The 17744-nt window shown below is 71.0% G+C and carries 11 protein-coding genes; 4 read left to right on the top strand and 7 right to left on the bottom strand.

What is annotated here, in order from left to right:
• Positions 1-655: 655 nt before the first annotated feature.
• The 7 genes from TK50_RS12910 to TK50_RS12880 form a co-directional block, all read right to left on the bottom strand.
• The gene (locus TK50_RS12910; protein WP_043962972.1) at positions 656-3865 is read right to left on the bottom strand and encodes an efflux RND transporter permease subunit; all 3210 of its coding nucleotides are present in this window, start codon (positions 3863-3865) and stop codon (positions 656-658) included.
• Positions 3866-4026: 161 nt separating this feature from the next.
• Positions 4027-4704: a response regulator transcription factor gene (locus TK50_RS12905; RefSeq protein ID WP_043962971.1), complete on the bottom strand. Its 678-nt coding sequence runs from the start codon at positions 4702-4704 to the stop codon at positions 4027-4029.
• Positions 4701-5897, bottom strand: coding sequence for a sensor histidine kinase (locus TK50_RS12900; RefSeq protein ID WP_043962970.1), 1197 nt, complete (start codon positions 5895-5897; stop codon positions 4701-4703). Before TK50_RS12900 ends, TK50_RS12905 begins: the two co-directional genes overlap by 4 nt.
• Before the next feature lie 156 nt (positions 5898-6053).
• Positions 6054-7868 (bottom strand): family 43 glycosylhydrolase, encoded by a 1815-nt coding sequence (locus TK50_RS12895; RefSeq protein ID WP_082106410.1) that lies wholly within the window; start codon positions 7866-7868, stop codon positions 6054-6056.
• 40 nt (positions 7869-7908) lie between these two features.
• Positions 7909-9279, bottom strand: coding sequence for a glycoside hydrolase family 43 protein (locus tag TK50_RS12890; RefSeq protein ID WP_199486013.1), 1371 nt, complete (start codon positions 9277-9279; stop codon positions 7909-7911).
• Positions 9280-9850: 571 nt separating this feature from the next.
• Positions 9851-10564: a hypothetical protein gene (locus TK50_RS12885; protein ID WP_043962969.1), complete on the bottom strand. Its 714-nt coding sequence runs from the start codon at positions 10562-10564 to the stop codon at positions 9851-9853.
• Between the two features lie 34 nt (positions 10565-10598).
• A complete protein-coding gene (locus tag TK50_RS12880) occupies positions 10599-11192 on the bottom strand; it encodes a TetR/AcrR family transcriptional regulator (protein WP_063838598.1) in 594 nt (197 codons plus the stop codon).
• A gap of 519 nt (positions 11193-11711) precedes the next feature.
• On the opposite strand from TK50_RS12880, the gene TK50_RS12875 reads away from it, so the two are divergent.
• The 4 genes from TK50_RS12875 (at position 11712) to TK50_RS12860 (ending at position 17706) form a co-directional block, all read left to right on the top strand.
• Positions 11712-13967 carry an alpha-L-fucosidase gene (locus TK50_RS12875; protein ID WP_043962968.1) on the top strand — a complete coding sequence of 752 codons (2256 nt, stop codon included), beginning with the start codon at positions 11712-11714 and terminating at the stop codon, positions 13965-13967.
• Between the two features lie 97 nt (positions 13968-14064).
• Positions 14065-15135 (top strand): sugar ABC transporter substrate-binding protein, encoded by a 1071-nt coding sequence (locus TK50_RS12870; RefSeq protein ID WP_043962967.1) that lies wholly within the window; start codon positions 14065-14067, stop codon positions 15133-15135.
• Positions 15132-16673: a sugar ABC transporter ATP-binding protein gene (locus TK50_RS12865; RefSeq protein WP_043962966.1), complete on the top strand. Its 1542-nt coding sequence runs from the start codon at positions 15132-15134 to the stop codon at positions 16671-16673. Before TK50_RS12870 ends, TK50_RS12865 begins: the two co-directional genes overlap by 4 nt.
• On the top strand, positions 16666-17706 hold the full coding sequence (locus TK50_RS12860) for an ABC transporter permease (protein ID WP_043962964.1): 1041 nt from the start codon (positions 16666-16668) through the stop codon (positions 17704-17706). Before TK50_RS12865 ends, TK50_RS12860 begins: the two co-directional genes overlap by 8 nt.
• Positions 17707-17744 lie beyond the last annotated feature (38 nt).

Genomic DNA, 17744 nt, shown 5'->3' with positions numbered 1-17744 from the left:
CGCACCCGGCCGGACTGCGGGCCTCCCGCCGACGCGTCCCCGGGCCGGCACCGGGGCCCGCCCGTGGTGCGGGCACGCCGGGTCGCCCCGCGACGCGGCTGGAGTTCGTCCAGCCGGCGGCGCGTACCGGGCAGTCGTTGTCTGCGCTCGCCGGGTGTCGTGGCTGTCCGGGGCCGGTGCACGCGGGACGCCTGTGGAGGCGTCGTGGCACCGGCCGACGGGGCCCGACAGGGTAGTGTTACCGATAACATCTCCCGGCTACCCCATGTAACAGGTCGATGAACGTCGATGTCAATAGACGATTTCCGCCACCACCACGCCATCCGCCGCACCACCGGCCGGCGACGGCGGCAAGGCCCGAGCTCCGCCGGCCGACAGCCCGCGACGGCCACCTCGCTCGACATCCATCTATGCGAGCGTTGACAGAAGCAAAGACGAGCGCCACGCTTGGCAGCGAAGTGAACGTTAACATCACGTCGTCCGGGAGGTGGATCGATGGGCCTCGACGACGCATGCCTCGACGCCTACGCCCCGGGTACCACTCACACCAAGATCGTCCTGCGGGCCTGCGACGGCGGGGCCGACCAGCGGTTGGGCCGTGCGCCGGCCGGTACGCGTGATCCGCGTACCGGCCGGGGCGCGAGGGCTGGGGTCCTCAGGCGACCGGGACCGGCTCGGGCAGATCCTCGGGCTGCGGCACCGGACCGTTCCTGCGGGCCTGGCGGCGTTCCCGGCGGCCCTCGACCATCGTGTAGAGAACCGGGATCAGGACCAGGGTGAGCAGGGTCGAGGTGACGAGACCGCCGATGACGACGACGGCCAGCGGGGTGGAGATGAACGCGCCCGCGCCGGTGATGCCCAGCGCCATCGGCAGGAGGGCGAAGATGGTCGCCAAGGCCGTCATCAGGATCGGGCGCAGCCGGCGCTGACCGCCCTCCACCACCGCCTCGGCGACGCTCATTCCCCGCTCGCGGTACTGGTTGACCAGGTCCATCAGGACGATGGCGTTGGTGACGACGATGCCGATCAGCATCAGGATGCCGATGAGCGCGGCGACGCCCAGCGGCGTGTCGGTGACCAGCAGCAGGGCGAACGCGCCGACGAACGCGAACGGGATGGACACCAGCAGGATCAGGGTCTGACGGATGCTGCGGAACACGCCCACCAGGATCAGGAACACCAGGGCGATCGCGGCGGCCATGGCCAAGATGAGCTGGGAAAACGCCTCGCTCTGGTCGGCGGTGACGCCGCCGATCTCGTAGCTCGCCCCGGCCGGCAGGGTGAGGGTCTCGAGCTTGTCGGTGACGGCGCTGCTCGCCGCGCCGGTGTCGTCGCCGACCGGGGTCGCGGTCACGGTGTTCGTCCGCTCGCCGTCGACGTGGGTGCGCTGTACGGGCCCGTCGACGCGGCTGACGGTGGCGACCTGGTCCAGGCGTACGGTCGCGGTGCCGGCGGGCAACACGAGCGCCTTCACCTTGGCGAGGCTGTCCGGCCCGGCGTCGGTCGTCCGCACGAGCACGTCGCGCGGGGCGCCGTCGAGGGTTACCTGGGTGACGGTGGTCCCCTCGACCGACTGCCGCAGCGCCGACACGATCGCGTTGGTGGTCAGCCCGTAGCGGGCGGCGGCCTGGCCGTCGGGCACGACGCTGATCTGCGGAGCGCTCTCGCTGAGGTCGCTCTCCACGTCGGTGACCTGCGAGACGCCGCCCAGGGCCTCCTGCACCTGCCGGGTGGCCTGGCTCAGGGCCTGGTCGTCGTCGGCCCGGATGGACACGGAGATGGTGCTGTCGCCGCCGGGCCCGCCACCGCCGGGTCCGCCGCCGCCGAGCTTCAGCTCACCGGCGTCGGTGATGGCCGCGAGCCGGTCGCGCACCGCGTCGCTGACCGTCGCGCTGTCCGCGTCGTGGGCCAGGTTGAGGGTGTAGGAGACGTTGTTGGCGGTACGCGAGCCGAAGAACCCGCCGGACGAGCCGATCACCACCTGGTACGACTCCACGCCGTCGACCGAGGCCAGGGCCCCTTCGACCTTCTTCGCCGCCGCGTCGGTCGTGGCCAGGTCGGTGCCGGCCGGGGGGGTCTGGGTGACCCCGATGGAGTCCTCGCCGGAGTCGCCGATGAAGGTGGTCTTCAGGCTCCCGGCCAGCACGACCGTGGCGGCCAGCAGGGCCAGCGCCCCGGCCAGCACGGTCTTGCGGTGGCCGACCGCCCAGCGGATGACCGGCAGGTAGACGCGCGGCAGCAGGCCCCGCCGCTCGTGTTCCTCCACCCGGGCGCGGTACTCGTCGGCCGGTACGCCGACGGCGTCCGCGGGTGCCTTCAGGAACCAGTACGCCAGCACCGGGACGACGGTGAGCGACACCAGCAGCGAGGCGAGCATCGCGGCGGAAACGGTGATCGAGAAGGAGCCGAACAGCTCGCCGACGAACCCGCCGACCAGCGCGATCGGCAGGAACACCGCCACGGTGGTGAGCGTGGACGAGGTGACGGCGGTGGCGACCTCGCGGACGGCCGACAGGACCGCCGTGGCCCGCTCCTCGCCGTAGCCGAGATGGCGCTTGATGTTCTCCAGGACCACGATCGAGTCGTCCACGACGCGGCCGACGGCGATGGTGAGGGCGCCGAGGGTGAGGATGTTCAGCGAGTAGTCCCGCTGCCACACCGCGATGAGCGCCACGAGCAGCGACAGCGGGATGGACACGGCGGTGACCACGGTGGCGCGGGCCGAGCGCAGGAACAGCACGATGACGAGGATCGCCATGAGCAGGCCCAGCGCGCCCTCCTCGACGAGGCCGTTGACCGCCTCCTTGACCCCCGGCCCCGAGTCGGAGACGACGACGAGGCGGGCGTCGTCGCCGAGCGCGGCCTGCAGCTGCGGCAGCTGGTCGCGGACGTCGTCGGAGATGTTCGGGCTGCTGCCGCCATGGTCCATGGTGAGGGAGATGCCGAGGCTGGGCTTGCCGTCCGTGCGGGTGATCGACGTGACGGGGGCGTCCGTGAGAGCCACGGTCGCGACCTGCTTGAGCTGCACGGGCTTGCCCGCAGCGGTGCCGGACGGGGCCGCCGGTGCGGGCGCGGCGGCGGGGCCGCCCGGTCCCGTCGTGCTACCGCCGCCGGGGGCGGACGCGGCCGGCGACAGCCACAGGTTCTGGATCTGGCTCAGCGAGGTGACCGGCTGGCCGACGGCCAGGCTGAGGTTGCGCCCGTCGGAGGTGATCTGCCCGGCCGACGAGGTGCCGCCGAGGGCGCCCAGCGCGGTGACGATCGACTGCGTGGTCAGCCCGGACCTGGTCAGGGCGGCGGTGTCCGGCGTGACGGTCACGATCCGGTCGCGTACGCCGGAGATGGCGACGTCGTTGACGCCGTCGACCGCCCGCAGCGCCGGCACGACCTTCTCGTCGAGGGCGGCGGCGAGCGCATGCTGGTCGCCGCCGGAGGTGGCGGCCAGGACCATGGTCGGCAGGTCGGCCGTGCTGCCGGTGAGCACCTGCGGGTCGACGCCGGCCGGCAGCGCGGAGGAGATCTTCGAGACGGCCTGCTCGACGTCGCTGGCGGCCTGGTCGATGTCGCTGTCGAACGAGAACGAGACCATCACCTGCACCGAGCCCTGCTGCGAGGTCGAGGTGGTGCTCTCCACCCCGTCGAGGCCCTCGACGGCCTTCTCGATCGGGCCGGTGACCTGCTCCTCGACGACCTCCGGCGCGGCGCCGGGGTAGGCGGCGACCACGGTCACGGCCGGGAAGGACAGGTCGGGCAGCAGCTGCTGCTTGAGCGACGGGATCACGTAGATCCCCAGGGCGACGAGGAGAGCGGTGAGCAGAGCCACCAGCCTCCGGTTCGCAAGACTGACCCGGGACAGGAACAACACCAGCGACCTCGCTCGCGGCTAGACGACTCGGTGACGCGCAGGGCGCCTGCGCAAGTCTCCGGGCGGATGGACGCGGTTGGCATCGTCCAGCTGCGGTCGGTCCGCTACCGCAAATGTGGTATTCCCACCCATCGCCGTACCGCCGGCGAAGGCCGCGCCCCCTACGGGGTGGCGTCCCCGGGCCTGACCAGCCCGCTCTGGTAGGCGACCACGACCAGCTGCGCCCGGTCCCGCGCGCCGAGCTTGGCCATGGCGCGGTTGACGTGCGTCTTGGCGGTGGAGGGCGCGAGGTGCAGCCGGGTGGCGATGTCGTCGTTCGACAGGCCGAGGGCGACCAGGGCGAGGACCTCCCGCTCCCGGTCGGTGAGCACGTCGAGCACGGTGGTGTCCGGCGGCGGGGCGGGGTCGCCGCTGGTGAGGAACCGGGCGATCAGCGCCCGGGTGGCCTTCCCGGACAGCAGCGCGTCGCCGTTGGCGACGGTCCGGATCGCCTCGATCAGCTCGGTGGGGGTGGCGCCCTTGCCGAGGAACCCGCTCGCCCCGGCCCGCAGCGCCCCCAGGACGTACTCGTCGAGCTCGAACGTGGTGAGGATGAGCACCCGCACCCCGGCCAGGTCCTCGTCGGCGGTGATGAGCTGCGTCGCCTGGAGGCCGTCGACCTCCGGCATGCGGATGTCCATGAGCACCACGTCGGCGCGCGCCGACCTGGCCAGTCGGACCGCCTCGCGGCCGCTGGCCGCCTCCGCGACCACCTCCAGGTCGGGCACGGATTCGATGATGCCGCGCAGGCCGGTGCGGATCAGGGCCTGGTCGTCGGCGAGGAGCACGCGAATGGTCACGGGGTGCCTCCGGGGCGTGCCGTGCTGGGCAGCACGGCGCGGACGTGGAAACGGCGCGGGCCCGCAGGCCCGGCGGCGAGGGTGCCGCCGACGGCGACGGCACGTTCACGCATGCCGATCAGGCCGTGGCCGGTGGGGTCCGGCCGCGGGCGGCCGGAGACGGTGGGGTTGCCGACGTCGATGACCAGGTCGTCGGGGCGGTATTCGACCCGCAGGCCGGCCACGTCACCGGTGCCGTGCTTGTGCGCGTTGGTGAGGGCCTCCTGCACGATCCGGTACGCGGCCTGGTCGATCGCGGCGGGCAGCGGCCGCGCCTGGCCGACCTGCTGGTGCTCGACCCGCAGGCCGGCGGCGGCGACGGAGTCCAGCAGCTCCCCGAGCTGTGCCAGGCCGCGCACCGGTTCGGTGGGCGCGTCGGCGTCGCCGTTCTGCCGCAACAGGGCGAGGATGGTGGCGAGTTCGTCGAGCACGGTCCTGGCCGCCTGTCGCACGTGTGCCACCGAGGCCGCCGCCTGGTCCGGCCGGGTGCGCACGCTGTGCTCGGCCAGCCCGGCGTGCACGTTGATGACGGCGATGTGGTGCGCGACGACGTCGTGGAGGTCACGGGCGATCCGCACCCGCTCCTCGGCGACCCGGCGGCGGGCCTCCTCCTCGCGGGTCCGCTCGGCGCGGCGGGCACGCTCCTCGACGGCGGACACGTACGCGCGACGGATGCGGGCGGCGTCGCCGATCGCGGTGGCCATGCCGATCCAGGCGGCCACGCCGAGCGGCGGGCCGAGCCAGCCCTCGCCGGTCCAGGCCACGGCCGCGCCGTACACCACGATCGCCGCGCCCCCGCCGGCGAGCCAGGCCGTGGGTCGGTTGGTGTGCGCCGCGACGGTGTAGGCGGCGACGGCGGTCACCACGAGGAAGGCCGGGGGTTGCCCGCCGGCGGCGACGGCGCCGGCGGCGAGCAGGGCCGAGACGGCGAGGACGGGCAGCGGCCACCGGCGGCGCACCAGCACCAGCGTGAAGGCCGCTCCGGCGACCAACGCGTCGGGCCAGGCCAACGGGCGGCCCTCGGTCTCCCCCGGCCGGCCGACGAGCGTCATGACGAGCATCAGCGCCGCGACGGCCGCGCCGAGCAGCGCGTCGTGTGCGCGCGGGTGCGTCCGCCACCAGGCCGGCGACTGGTGAGCGCCCGGTTCGTCCATGAAGATCACATTACCGGGCGGCCCGGCCCACCAGCGTCTGCCGAGCGTGGTACGCCCACCTACCGCAGCCGTGGTAGCGGACGGCGGGCGCGGGGCGCCCCGGCAGGGCCGGCGCGGAAGATCGGCGCCGACCCCACCGGGGCGGGTCTCAGGCCGTCAGGCGCGGGACCACTGCATGCTGGTCGCGGAGCCGCAGGTCCGCTGCTCCAGGGCAGCGCCCGGGGTGGTCGAGCCGCCGACCACGTTGAGGCACTTGTTGCTGTTGAGATTGACCAGCTGGTAGTAGCCGTCGCCGGTCGACCGCCAGGTGAAGACCTGGTTGGCCCCACCGTGGCAGGTGTACTGGACGATCCGCGCGCCGTCCGCGGTCGAGAAGTCGAGCACGTCGGCGCACTTTCCGCTGTTGACGCTCTGGAGGGTGACGTTGCCGTTGCCGGCGTCGTTGAACCTCCACTGCTGCCAGGCGTTGCCGTTGCTGGTCCACTGGCCGATGACGGCCAGGTCGTTCAGGTTGGGCGACTGCACGTCGATGACCTGCCCGCTGTTGCGGTTGGTGACGCGGTAGGACGTGGTGGTGCCGGTCCCGGCGGTGAACTGCCACCAGTCGAGGTTGAACAGGTCGCCGCTGCCGCCGGTGAACCGCAGGTAGAGGTCGCGGGTGCCGGTCGCGCCGGTCACCGCGCACGACGTGTTGGCCCAGGTCTGCCAGCCCCCGGTGCCCGCGACCCGGCAGGTCCCGACGAGGGGCCCGGTGGTGCTGTCCAGCCGCAGCTCGATCGTGCCGCCGCTGGTCGCCGACGCCGTCCGGGCCGTGAACGAGGCCGCCCCGGTGCCGAACGCGACGCCCTTGACCTTGATGTAGTCGCCGTTGTTGATCGACCACACGTTCTGCGTGCCGCCGCTGGCGGGTTGCGTCTCGACGCCGACGGACCAGGCGATGGTCTCGGCCTCCTGCCGCACGTACGGGTTCAGCGTGCCCACCTGCGGCGCCCCGGTCGTGGTCATGTTCATGGTCGGGATCGTGCCGTCGCTGTTGTAGGTGAACTTCTCCACCGCCACCGACCGGGTGAAACCACCACCACCGGGCAGCGCCCCGTTGTGGTAGAAGAAGTACGACCCACCGTTGAAGTCGACGATCCCCGGGTGGTTGGTGAAACTGCCGCCCTGCCGAGGCATCACCGTCCCCCGGTACGTCCACGGCCCCGTCGGACCCGGCGCCGTCGAATAGGCGATGAACTCCGAGCAGCACTCCGCCGCGAACACGTTGTAGTACAGACCGTTGCGCTTGTACACCCACGGCCCCTCCTCATACAAGGTGGGACGGCTCGCGTTACCGGTACGGGTACCGAACCCGGCCGTGGTCAACGGGATCTTCGTCGGGCTGCCCGAGTAGGAGATCATGTCCTGGTTCAGCTTCACGTACCACAGGTTCGGGTTACCCCAGTACAGGTACGCCTGCCCGTCGTCGTCGATCATCACGTTCGGATCGATCTCACCGTTACCGACCAGGGGACGACCGATCGCGTCCCGGAACGGACCGGTCGGGCTGTCGGCCACCCCGACGCCGATCACCATCCCGCCGCCACGCTGCTTTACCGGCACATACCAGTAGAACTTGTTGTTCCGAGCCACCACATGACCCGCCCACGCATCCGACTCCGCCCACGAGAACGTCGCCAGACTCATCGGCGAACCATGATCAGTCCAGTTCACCATGTCCGCCGACGAGAACACCCGCCAGTCCTTCATCGTGAAGTACGTCGACCCGTCCTCGTCATGACCGGTGTACAGATACACCCGACCGTTGTGCACCAACGGCGCAGGATCCGCCGTATAGATCGTCTGCACGATCGGGTTGTCGGCGTGGGCCGGGCTCCCCGGCAGCAGCGTCGCGATCAGGAACAGGCTCACGAGCCAGGCGCCGGCGCGTCTGATCCGGGCCCTGGTCGCGGGGGGGCTTGCGACTGTCATCGTCATCTCCTGGTGGTGGTGTATGGGGCCGGCGACGCGGTCAGTAGCCGACCCGGAAGGTCGCGTTCTCCCGCTCGGTGGCGGTGGTGATCTCGTGGATGTAGAGCTGGTTGCCCTGCTGCCGCAGGTACCTGGTGGGGAAGTTGTACGAGCGGAACGACGACCAGCCCGAGTTGGCCAGGCCGGCGACCCGGTAGAAGGTCGCGTCGGCGCGGAAGATCGCGGTGTTGTCGTTGGCCGCGAGCACCATGCTGTAGTTCGAGTGCCGCAGGTACCGTCCGGGCTGGTTCACCGACTCGAACGACACCCCGGCCGGGTCCGCGAGCCCCGGCACGATCCGCCACTGCGAATCCTGGTACGGGTCGAACGGCATCGCGTCGACGCGGCCGACGCCGTTGGCGTGGCGGACGTACGACCCGGGGTTGGTCCAGGACTTGATCCGGTTCCACTGGGTGGTGCCGCCGTAACGGTTGAGCAGGTTCGCTCGGTCGGTGGCGCTGATCGGGTGGATCGAGTTGTGCTTGGCGTTGAGCGGGGGCGTGTAGTTGCGCTGGTTGACCGCCGTCCAGGTGCCCGCGACGATGTCGCCCTGCCAGGCGAGGAACACGCTGTTCGGGCAGAACGTGTCGCCCCAGAGCCACCACGTCGACGAGTTCAGCGACTTGACCACCGTGGGCGCCTCGATGCATCCACCGCCGGTGCCGTTGGTGTAGCGGACGAAGCTGCCCGGGTTGAGCGACGTCGACCGCGCACCGTACAAGGTGGAGGGAGAGTTGCTCTTGTAGTAGAGGTAGTTCAGCCCGTTGACGCCGGTGACGACGTGCGAGTCGATGACACCGCTCGGGCCGCCGTCGAAGAGGACCACGGGCGAGGTGACGGTGGTGAAGTTGCTCGTGTACACGACCATGATCACCGAGTACGTGTAGCCGGCCGGCACGGTCGAGTAGGTGATCGCGTACTGGTTGCGGGACGCGTCCCAGTAGATCGACGGGGCCCAGGTGAACGAGTTCGGGTTGGGCCAGTTGATGTTGAGCAGGCGGTCCGACGACCAGTTCACCAGGTCGGGCGAGGTCCAGATGTGGATGTTCGGGTTCGGGGCCCAGAAGTTGCCGCCGACCGGGATGTCGGTGGCCGCCAGCACCCAGGTGCCGTCGTTGAGCCGGAACAGGAACGGGTCGCGGATGCCCCGGGTGCCGACCGTCGGCGTCAGGATCGCCTCGTTGTTGTTGAGCGGCGTCCACTCCAACGCGTCGGAACTGACCGCCAGGTGCACGCTGTTGACGTTGCCGGCCCCGCTGACGGACTCCTTGAAGTACGCCATCACGTAGGCGGAGTCGGCGGCCATCGCGGGCGCGGGGGCGACGACCACCGCTGCGAGGGCCGCCAGCAGCGTGGTCACCACCGTCAGCACCGACGCACGCAGCGGCCTCGATCTTCTTCGCGTTCCTCGCGCCACAGCCTTTTCGGACACGGGGCATCTCCTTTCAGGACGGGTTGCGCCGGCTCGACAGGCCACCGGATCCGACGGGGAACGGAGGGCAGGGGTGGACGAGGGCGCTGTCAGCCCGCTGCGCCCCTCCGTGCCGACCCCGACACGTGCTCTGGACGGGCGCGCCGATATGCGGGCGCGTGAGCGCTCTCAGGTGACCTGCCACCTCCGGGTCAGCTTCCTGCGATGACCGGAGGAGGCGGGGCCGGCCGGCGTTCCCACAACTGTGAGCGATAACATAGCCGCCCGTCAAGATTTAACAGCACGGATGCAAGGCGGAAACCTGGACCCCCTCGGTGGCGCACCCGCCGCAGCACGCGACGCGGTCGAGCCGCACCATCCCGCCACCGGACACCGGGATGTTATCGCTCACACCAGGCCACGCGAGTCGGCCCGGCCGCCGGTCGGACCGAGAAGCCGGGCAACTCCCCCGCTTCGTCGCGCGTTGTGAACGCTCACCCACGGGTGGAAGCCGCCATGGCCCGGTGGCCGCTCAGGCGGAAGCCGCCTCGATCCAGTTGGCGAACTCGCACGCGAGGTGCCACCGGTGACCCGCGACCATGGCGGGCAGCGTCGGCAGCGGAAACTCGACGATGAGGCGGGCGTCGAACCCGTCGCCGGTGTCGCGGAACTGGTGGCGCACGCCCCCGATCGCCCTGCCGTTCGAGGCACGCGCCACCCCCGCGATCTGGTGCGGGAAGGCGGGGTCAGCGGGGGTACGCAGGCTGGAGAGGTCGCCGTAGTCGATGACGAAGAACGCGGCCAACGGGCTCGCCCCGTTGGTCTCCAGGACCTCCTGCCCGGCGGAGCCGAGACGGAGCACGAAGTGGTCGGGGCAGGCCCGCATCATCGCGGCCTCGTCCGAGGAGTTCGTGGCGTCCTCGAACCACGCGGTGAACGCGGCGGCGTTGCCGGCGTCGACCCTGAGGTCGGTCACGCTGAACCGTCGGCGGTCGCTCACCCGGGCCTGGGCGCGGGCGACCAGGTCGGCCATCCGGGTATCGCGGGCGAGGCGCCGCGACATCTCCTCGGCACCAAGGTCGAGCTTGGTGCGCAGAAATGCCTCGCGTCGTCCGGCGACGTCCCCGGGCCGGGGTGCTGGGACACCGAGCTTGCTGGCGGCGGCGTCGATGCGGCGGTCCTCCCAGCGGAGGATCGCGGCGCGGTCGACCCGATGCCCGCCGATCTCCGCGACGACCTTCACCATGGCGCCCCCCACTAAAGCAACTAGGGTTGCCATGTTACCGGCGGCTGGAGGGCCGCGCCCTGGCTGTTTCCGCCGCCCGCCTGGCGAACAACTCGATGTCCGCCGGGCCGACGGGCTCGCCGGTGAACATCAGCCGGAAGTAGACCGGGCTGCTGGCCTCCTCCAGCAACAGGCGCGCATCCGTTCCCGGCGGCAGCTCGCCCCGCCGGACGGCCCGCTCGACGATCACCGCGCTGCGGCCGAAGCGCTCGGCCCAGAAGGCGTCGCGGGCGACAGCCACGGCCGGATCCGACTCGCCAGCCACCAGAGCCGCGAGGACGGCCCGCGCGGCCCGGGTGCGCAGGAGCGCCGCGACGTCCGCCAACAGGACGCACAGGTCTCCCACGAGGTCACCGGTGTCGGGAGTCCCGACCTGCTCGGCAGCCTGGGCCAGCAGGATGTCGGACACCAACTGGACCCGGGTCGGCCAGCGCCGGTAGACCGTCGTCTTGTTGACCCCCGCGCGAGACGCGACGTCGGTGAGCACCAGTCCCTCGTACCCCACCTCCTCCAGCAGTTCGACGGCCGCCCGCCGCACGGCGGCCACCACCGCCGCCGCCCGGCCGCCCGGACGCCGCCGAGGCCCCACCTCACCCAGCCCGCTCGCCTCCACCCCTCGGCCCGCCCTTCCCAATCGACGGCGATCCCCACCGTCGGCTCGCACCGGCCCGACAAGCATTACCAGGCCTGCGTACGCAACGACGCGACCCCGCCGCAGACACTTCCGGGCGGTCGAAGATGCGCGGCCGGGCAGTTCGCCGCGTCTGCGGGGTGGGCTGTCGCGAGGCGCACGGCGGAGAGATCCGAGACCCCTCCGATGCCGACGCAGCCCGTGAAACGCAACACCTTCGATGTTAACGTTCATACGATGCCGTACCGCAGAGCGACGCGGCGCTCATGCCGGCCGGCATTGATCTGACGTATCGGCGCCTTGAGGTGCCCAGTACAGCTGCGCGCTCGGGATAAAACGCTACCTTGCCGGACATTGAGACCCATTGACGTTACGCGCCGGAAACCCTTAACGTCTGATGTCTCGGCCGTGAGACAGGCAGCCGCCAGACCACCACCACCGCCACCATCATCCACTCCGCCTTCTGGAGGGAGCTCCATGTCCCGTCCCTCGATCTCCCGACGTTCCCTGCTGGCCGCCCTAGGCGTCACCGGCGCCGCCGCCGCCACCGGCGGCCTGATCCGCCCGTTCCCCGCCTCGGCCGCCATCCCCGGCCCCACCAGCTACTCCGAGTCGTGGGCCTCGGTCGGCCAGCACCCGGCCGCAGCCGAGTGGTTCCAGGACGCCAAGTTCGGCATCTACTACCACTGGGGCGTCTTCAGCGTCCCGGCGTTCGCCAACGAGTGGTACCCGCGCAACATGTACAACAACGGCTCCGGCGAGAACAACCACCACAAGAGCGTCTACGGCGACCCGTCGGTGTGGCCGTACCACAACTTCATCAACGGGGCCAACGACAAGGCCGGCCGGTTCGTCCAGTTCGCCCCCAAGCTCAGGTCTGCGGGCGGCAACTTCGACCCCAACGAGTGGGCCCAGCTGTTCGTCGATGCCGGGGCGAAGTTCGCCGGGCCGGTGGCCGAGCACCACGACGGCTTCTCCATGTGGAACAGCCAGGTCAACGAGTGGAACTCCGTCGCCAAGGGCCCCCGCCTCGACCTGCTGAAGCTGCACACCGACGCGATCCGGGCCCGCGGCCTCAAGGTCCTGGTCGCCATGCACCACGCGTTCAACTTCACCGGCTTCTACCAGTGGGCGCCGCAGCAGTCCGACGCGAGCCTGCGCAAGCTCTACGGCCAGCTCGGCACCGCCGCCGAGGAGCAGCTCTGGTACGACAAGCTCCGCGAGATCATCGACCAGTCCCAGCCGGACATCATCTGGCAGGACTTCGACCTGCGCCGCATCAGCGAGGCGCAGCGGCTGAAGTTCCTGGCGTACTACTACAACCGGGCCGTCGCGTGGGACAAGGAGGTCGTCGCCACCTACAAGGACGGCCTGGAGTCCGGGGGCGCGGTCTTCGACTACGAGCGCGGCGGACCGGCCGACCTGCGCACCCCCTACTGGCTGACCGACGACAGCATCAGCAGCTCGAGCTGGTGCTACACCACGGGAATCGGCTACTACACGCTCAACCAGATGCTGCACTCGCTGATCGACCGGGTCAGCAAGAACGGCAACATGGTGCTCAACATCGCGCCGATGGCCGACGGCACGATCCCGTCCGGGCAGCAGACGATCCTGCGCGGCATCGGCGACTACCTGCGCCGCTTCGGCGAGTCCGTCTACTCCACCCGGGCCTGGACGACGTACGGCGAGGGCCCGACCCAGATGGGCGGCGGTTCCTTCACCGAGCCGCGCGCGGGCACCCCCCAGGACATCCGGTTCACCCGCAGCAAGGACAACCGCGTGCTGTACGCGACGATCCTCGGCTGGCCGGGCAGCTCCGTCAACATCACCACGCTCTCGTCCAGCCGGATCAACCTCAGCTCGCTGGCCGGCGTGCAGCTGCTCGACACCACCGCCGGCAGCTACGTCAACCTGCCCACCCGCACCCAGGACGCCAACGGGCTGCGGATCACCCTGCCGTCGGCGAGCGCGCCGTTCAGCGCGCCCGCGTACGTGGTGAAGCTGACCTTCAACGGGACGATCCCGACCCCCGGCGGTGGGCCCACCACCTCCGCGCCGGTCAGCGTCTACGCCAACACCGGCTACGACGGCGGCGCCAACCTGTCGGTCGGCAGCTACACGGCGGCGCAGCTGCAGTCCGCCGGCATCGGGCTGCGGACCATCTCGTCGGTGCGGGTCACCGCCGGCCACCAGCTCGTCGGGTACGCCAACGACAACTTCTCCGGCACCAGCTGGACGTTCACCGGTGACAACGCCGACCTGCGCAACACCGGCAACAACGACGCCATCGCCTCCCTGCGGGTCACCTTCAACCCGGCGACGTACCAGCGGATCGTCAACGTGACCAACGGCCTGGCGCTGGACAGCGGCGGCAACGTCGCCTCCGGCTCGCCGCTGAAGCAGTGGACCTGGGACAGCAGCGCCAACCTGCAGTGGCAGCTCGTCGACCTGGGCACCGGCTACCACCGGATCGTCAACCGCACCAACGGCATGGTCGTCGACGGCTTCGGCCTCACCACGAACGGGGCCGCCGCCCAGCAGGCGGCGTGGAACGGCGGCAACAGCCAGCAGTGGCAGGTCACCGACCAGGGCAACCGGCGGTACCGGATCGCCAACCGCGCGACCGGGCTGGTGCTCGACGGCGGCGGCCAGGTCGCCTCCGGCTCGACCGTCAAGCAGTGGAGCTGGGACGGCAGCACCAACCTGCTCTGGACCATCACCACCGCCTGATCCCCGCAGCACACCACCCGGCGCGTGTGTCGCCGCGATCCCCACGGGTCGCGGCGGCGCACGCGCCGACCACTCCCCAGGGACGGAGAGAAACACGATGAACCGAAGGAACCTGCTGGGCACCGGGCTGACGTTGCTGCTCGGCGCGACGGCCGCCCTCACCGCCGGCTGCGGCGACCAGGCGGGCGACGGGGCCGCCTCGGGCGGCGGCAAACCGCTCGTCGGGGTCGACTACCCACGCTCGGACACCGACTTCTGGAACTCGTACATCAAGTACGTGCCGAAGTCCGCCGAGGAGCTGGGCGTCGAGGTGAAGACGACCAACTCGCAGAACGACGTCGCGAACCTCATCTCGAACGCACAGACCTTCATGAGCCAGGGCGTCAAGGGGGTGGTGATGGCCCCGCAGGACACCGCCGCCATCGCGCCGACCCTGGCCCAGCTGGAGAACCGCAAGATCCCGGTGGTCACCATCGACACCCGGCCGGACACCGGCAAGGTGTTCATGGTGGTGCGCGCCGACAACCGCGCCTACGGCACGAAGGCGTGCCAGTTCCTCGGCACCAAGCTGGGCGGCAAGGGCAAGGTCGTCATGCTCCAGGGCGGCCTGGACTCGATCAACGGCCGGGACCGCACCGAGGCGTTCAACGAGTGCATGGGCAAGGAGTTCCCCGGCATCAAGGTGTTCGGCGAGGCCACCGACTGGAAGGCCGACGTGGCGGCGTCGAAGCTGCAGACCCGCTTCGCGTCGGACCCGGACATCAAGGGCATCTACATGCAGTCCTCGTTCGCGCTGTCGGGCACGCTGCAGATCCTCAAGCAGCGGGGCCTGCAGGTGCCGCCGACCGACCCCAAGCACGTCTTCGTGGTCTCCAACGACGGCATCCCCGAGGAGCTGAAGAACATCGGCGACGGCCTGATCGACGCCACCGTCAGCCAGCCCGCCGACCTGTACGCCCGGTACGGGCTGGAGTACGCCAAGGCGGCGATCGAGGGCAAGACGTTCCAGCCGGGCCCCACCGAGCACGGCAGCACCATCATCCAGGTGCGCGACGGCCTGCTGGAGGACCAGCTCCCCGCGCCGCTGGTGACGCTGGACGGCGCGCCGGTCGCGGGGCAGCCGACCCTGAAGTTCGACGACGCGTCGCTGTGGGGCCGTAAGGCATGAGTGCCGCCCCGCACCGCCCCGGCGACGGGCTGGCCGGCGACGGCCGGCCCGTCGTCGAGGCCGTGAACATCACCAAGCGCTTCGGGTCCACGCTCGCCCTGTCCGAGGCGGGCATCCTGGTCCGCCGGGGTGAGACGCACGCCCTGGTGGGGCGCAACGGCGCCGGCAAGTCGACGCTGGTGAGCATCCTCACCGGGTTGCAGGCCGCCGACGCCGGCGCGGTGGCCTTCGACGGGCGTCCGGCGCCACCGCTGGGCGACCGCGACGCCTGGCGGCAGCGGGTCGCATGCGTCTACCAGAAGTCGACGATCATCCCCACCCTCACCGTGGCGGAGAACCTGTTCCTCAACCGGCACGCGCGGGGGCGCAGCGGACTGATCCGCTGGTCGAGCCTGCGGCGGGAGGCGGAGCAGCTGCTGGCGACGTGGTCGGTCGACGTCGACGTACGCCAGCCGGCCTCGACGCTCACCGTCGAGCAGCGGCAGTTCGTGGAGATCGCCCGCGCCCTGTCCTTCGGGGCCCGGTTCATCATCCTCGACGAGCCGACCGCCCAGCTCGACGCCGCGGGCATCAACCGGCTGTTCGCCCGGATCCGGGACCTGCGGGCGCACGGGGTGACGTTCCTGTTCATCAGCCACCACCTCCAGGAGATCTACGAACTCTGCGACCGGGTGACGGTCTTCCGCGACGCCCGGCACGTCGTCACCGCGGACGTGGCCGAGTTGAGTCGCCAGGCGCTGGTCGCCGCGATGACCGGCGAGGACGTGACGATGCCGGAGGCGGACCATCGTCCCCTGCCGTCCGACGCGCCGGTGCTGCTGTCGGTGCGCGACCTGGTCACCTCGTCCGGCGCCGAGTTCTCGCTGGAGGCCAGGGCGGGCGAGGTCGTCGGCATCGCCGGTGGCGGCGGCAGCGGCAAGGTCGAGGTGGCCGAGGCGATCGTCGGTCTGGCCCGCCCGGCGGGCGGGACCGTCGCCCTCGGTGACCGGGTGCTGCGCCCGGGCAGCGTGCCCGACGCGCTGGACGCCGGCGTGGGGCTGGTGCCGCAGGACCGGCACCGGGAGGGCCTGGTGCCGTCGATGTCCATCGCGGAGAACGTCACGATGACCGTGCCGCACCGCGTCGGGCGCTACGGCCTCATCTCGTCGGCCCGCCGCGACGCCCTGGCCCGGGACACGATCGCCGGCCTGGCGATCAAGGCGTCCGGGCCGCACGTGCCGGCCGCCGACCTGTCCGGCGGCAACCAGCAGAAGGTCGTCATGGGCCGGGCCCTGGCCAGCGATCCGCGGGTGCTGGTCCTCATCACGCCGACCGCCGGGGTCGACGTGCGGTCCAAGCAGACCCTCCTCGGCGTCGTCGAGGACGTGCGCAGCCGGGGCACCACCGTGCTGGTGGTCTCCGACGAACTCGACGATCTGCGGATCTGCGACCGCGTGCTGGTGATGTTCCAGGGCCGGGTCGTCGGCGAGATGGCCCACGGCTGGAGCGACAACGATCTGGTAGCCGCCATGGAAGGGGTGGACCTCCACCATGTCTGACACGCTGTCCACCACCAAGACGCCGTCCCCGGCGCCCCCACCGTCGGCCGCGCCGTCGTCGCGGAGCCTGGCCATCGCCCGGCTGCGTGACCTGGCCCTGGTGCCGGCGATCATCGCGGTCGCGATCGTCGGGTCGATCGTCAATCCGGTCTTCCTCAGCTCCGACAACATCATCAACGTGCTGCAGAGCATGTCGGAGATCGCCATCCTCGTCCTCGCGCAGACCATCGTGCTGATCACCGGCAAGATGGACCTGTCGCTGGAGTCCACGTTCGGCCTGGCGCCCGGCATCGCCGCCTGGCTGATCGTGGACCCCGCGCTCACCCGGGGCCTCGGGCTCGGCGTGCTGCCGGACGGCTGGGCGATCCCGGTGGTCCTGCTCGTCGGCGCCCTCGTCGGCGCGTTCAACGGGCTGCTCATCGTCCGGTTCGGCCTCAACGGCTTCATCGTGACGCTGGGCATGCTGATCATCCTGCGCGGGCTGCTCACCGGCATCTCCGGCGGGCAGACCTTCTTCGCGCTGCCCGAGTCGATGACGTACCTGGGCTCCGCGAGCTGGTTCGGGGTGCCGGCCTCGATCTGGGTGTCGCTGCTGTTGTTCGCGGCCGGGGTCGTCGTCCTGGGTCACACCCGTGCCGGCCGGGCGCTCTACGCGATCGGCGGCAACGAGGACGCGGCCCGCGCGGCGGGCATCCGCACCGACCGGGTGCTGTGGATCGCGCTCATCGTGGCCAGCGTGCTCGCGGCGCTCGCCGGCCTGCTGATCAGCGGGCGGCTCGCGGCGGTGCCGTCGGCCCAGGGCAGCGGCGCGATCTTCCAGGTCTTCGCGGCGGCGGTGATCGGCGGCGTCAGCCTCAACGGCGGCAGGGGCAGCGTGTTCGGCGCCTTCACCGGCGTCCTGCTGCTGTTTATGATCATCAATGTGTTGACCCTCGCCGGAGTGCCCGCGCAGTGGACCAACTTCCTCAACGGCGCCGTCATCCTGGTGGCCCTGGTGGTCTCCCGCATCACCGGGGGGAAGGCGCAGACGTAAGACGACCGGCCCGCCGGGCGGGCCCGTCGCGAGGCAGA

This window comes from Micromonospora haikouensis (assembly GCF_000876225.1).
GTDB classification, from domain to species: domain Bacteria; phylum Actinomycetota; class Actinomycetes; order Mycobacteriales; family Micromonosporaceae; genus Micromonospora; species Micromonospora haikouensis.
This window is presented reverse-complemented; position numbering and strand designations above follow the sequence as displayed.

What these genes read in the sequence shown, in the direction of transcription:
- TK50_RS12875 (WP_043962968.1), top strand. Translation starts at nt 11,712, where the DNA reads ATGTCCCGTCCCTCGATCTCCCGACGTTCCCTGCTGGCCGCCCTAGGC.
- TK50_RS12895 (WP_082106410.1), bottom strand. Translation starts at nt 7,868, where the DNA reads ATGACAGTCGCAAGCCCCCCCGCGACCAGGGCCCGGATCAGACGCGCC.
- TK50_RS12885 (WP_043962969.1), bottom strand. Translation starts at nt 10,564, where the DNA reads ATGGTGAAGGTCGTCGCGGAGATCGGCGGGCATCGGGTCGACCGCGCC.
- TK50_RS12900 (WP_043962970.1), bottom strand. Translation starts at nt 5,897, where the DNA reads ATGGACGAACCGGGCGCTCACCAGTCGCCGGCCTGGTGGCGGACGCAC.
- TK50_RS12860 (WP_043962964.1), top strand. Translation starts at nt 16,666, where the DNA reads ATGTCTGACACGCTGTCCACCACCAAGACGCCGTCCCCGGCGCCCCCA.
- TK50_RS12865 (WP_043962966.1), top strand. Translation starts at nt 15,132, where the DNA reads ATGAGTGCCGCCCCGCACCGCCCCGGCGACGGGCTGGCCGGCGACGGC.
- TK50_RS12870 (WP_043962967.1), top strand. Translation starts at nt 14,065, where the DNA reads ATGAACCGAAGGAACCTGCTGGGCACCGGGCTGACGTTGCTGCTCGGC.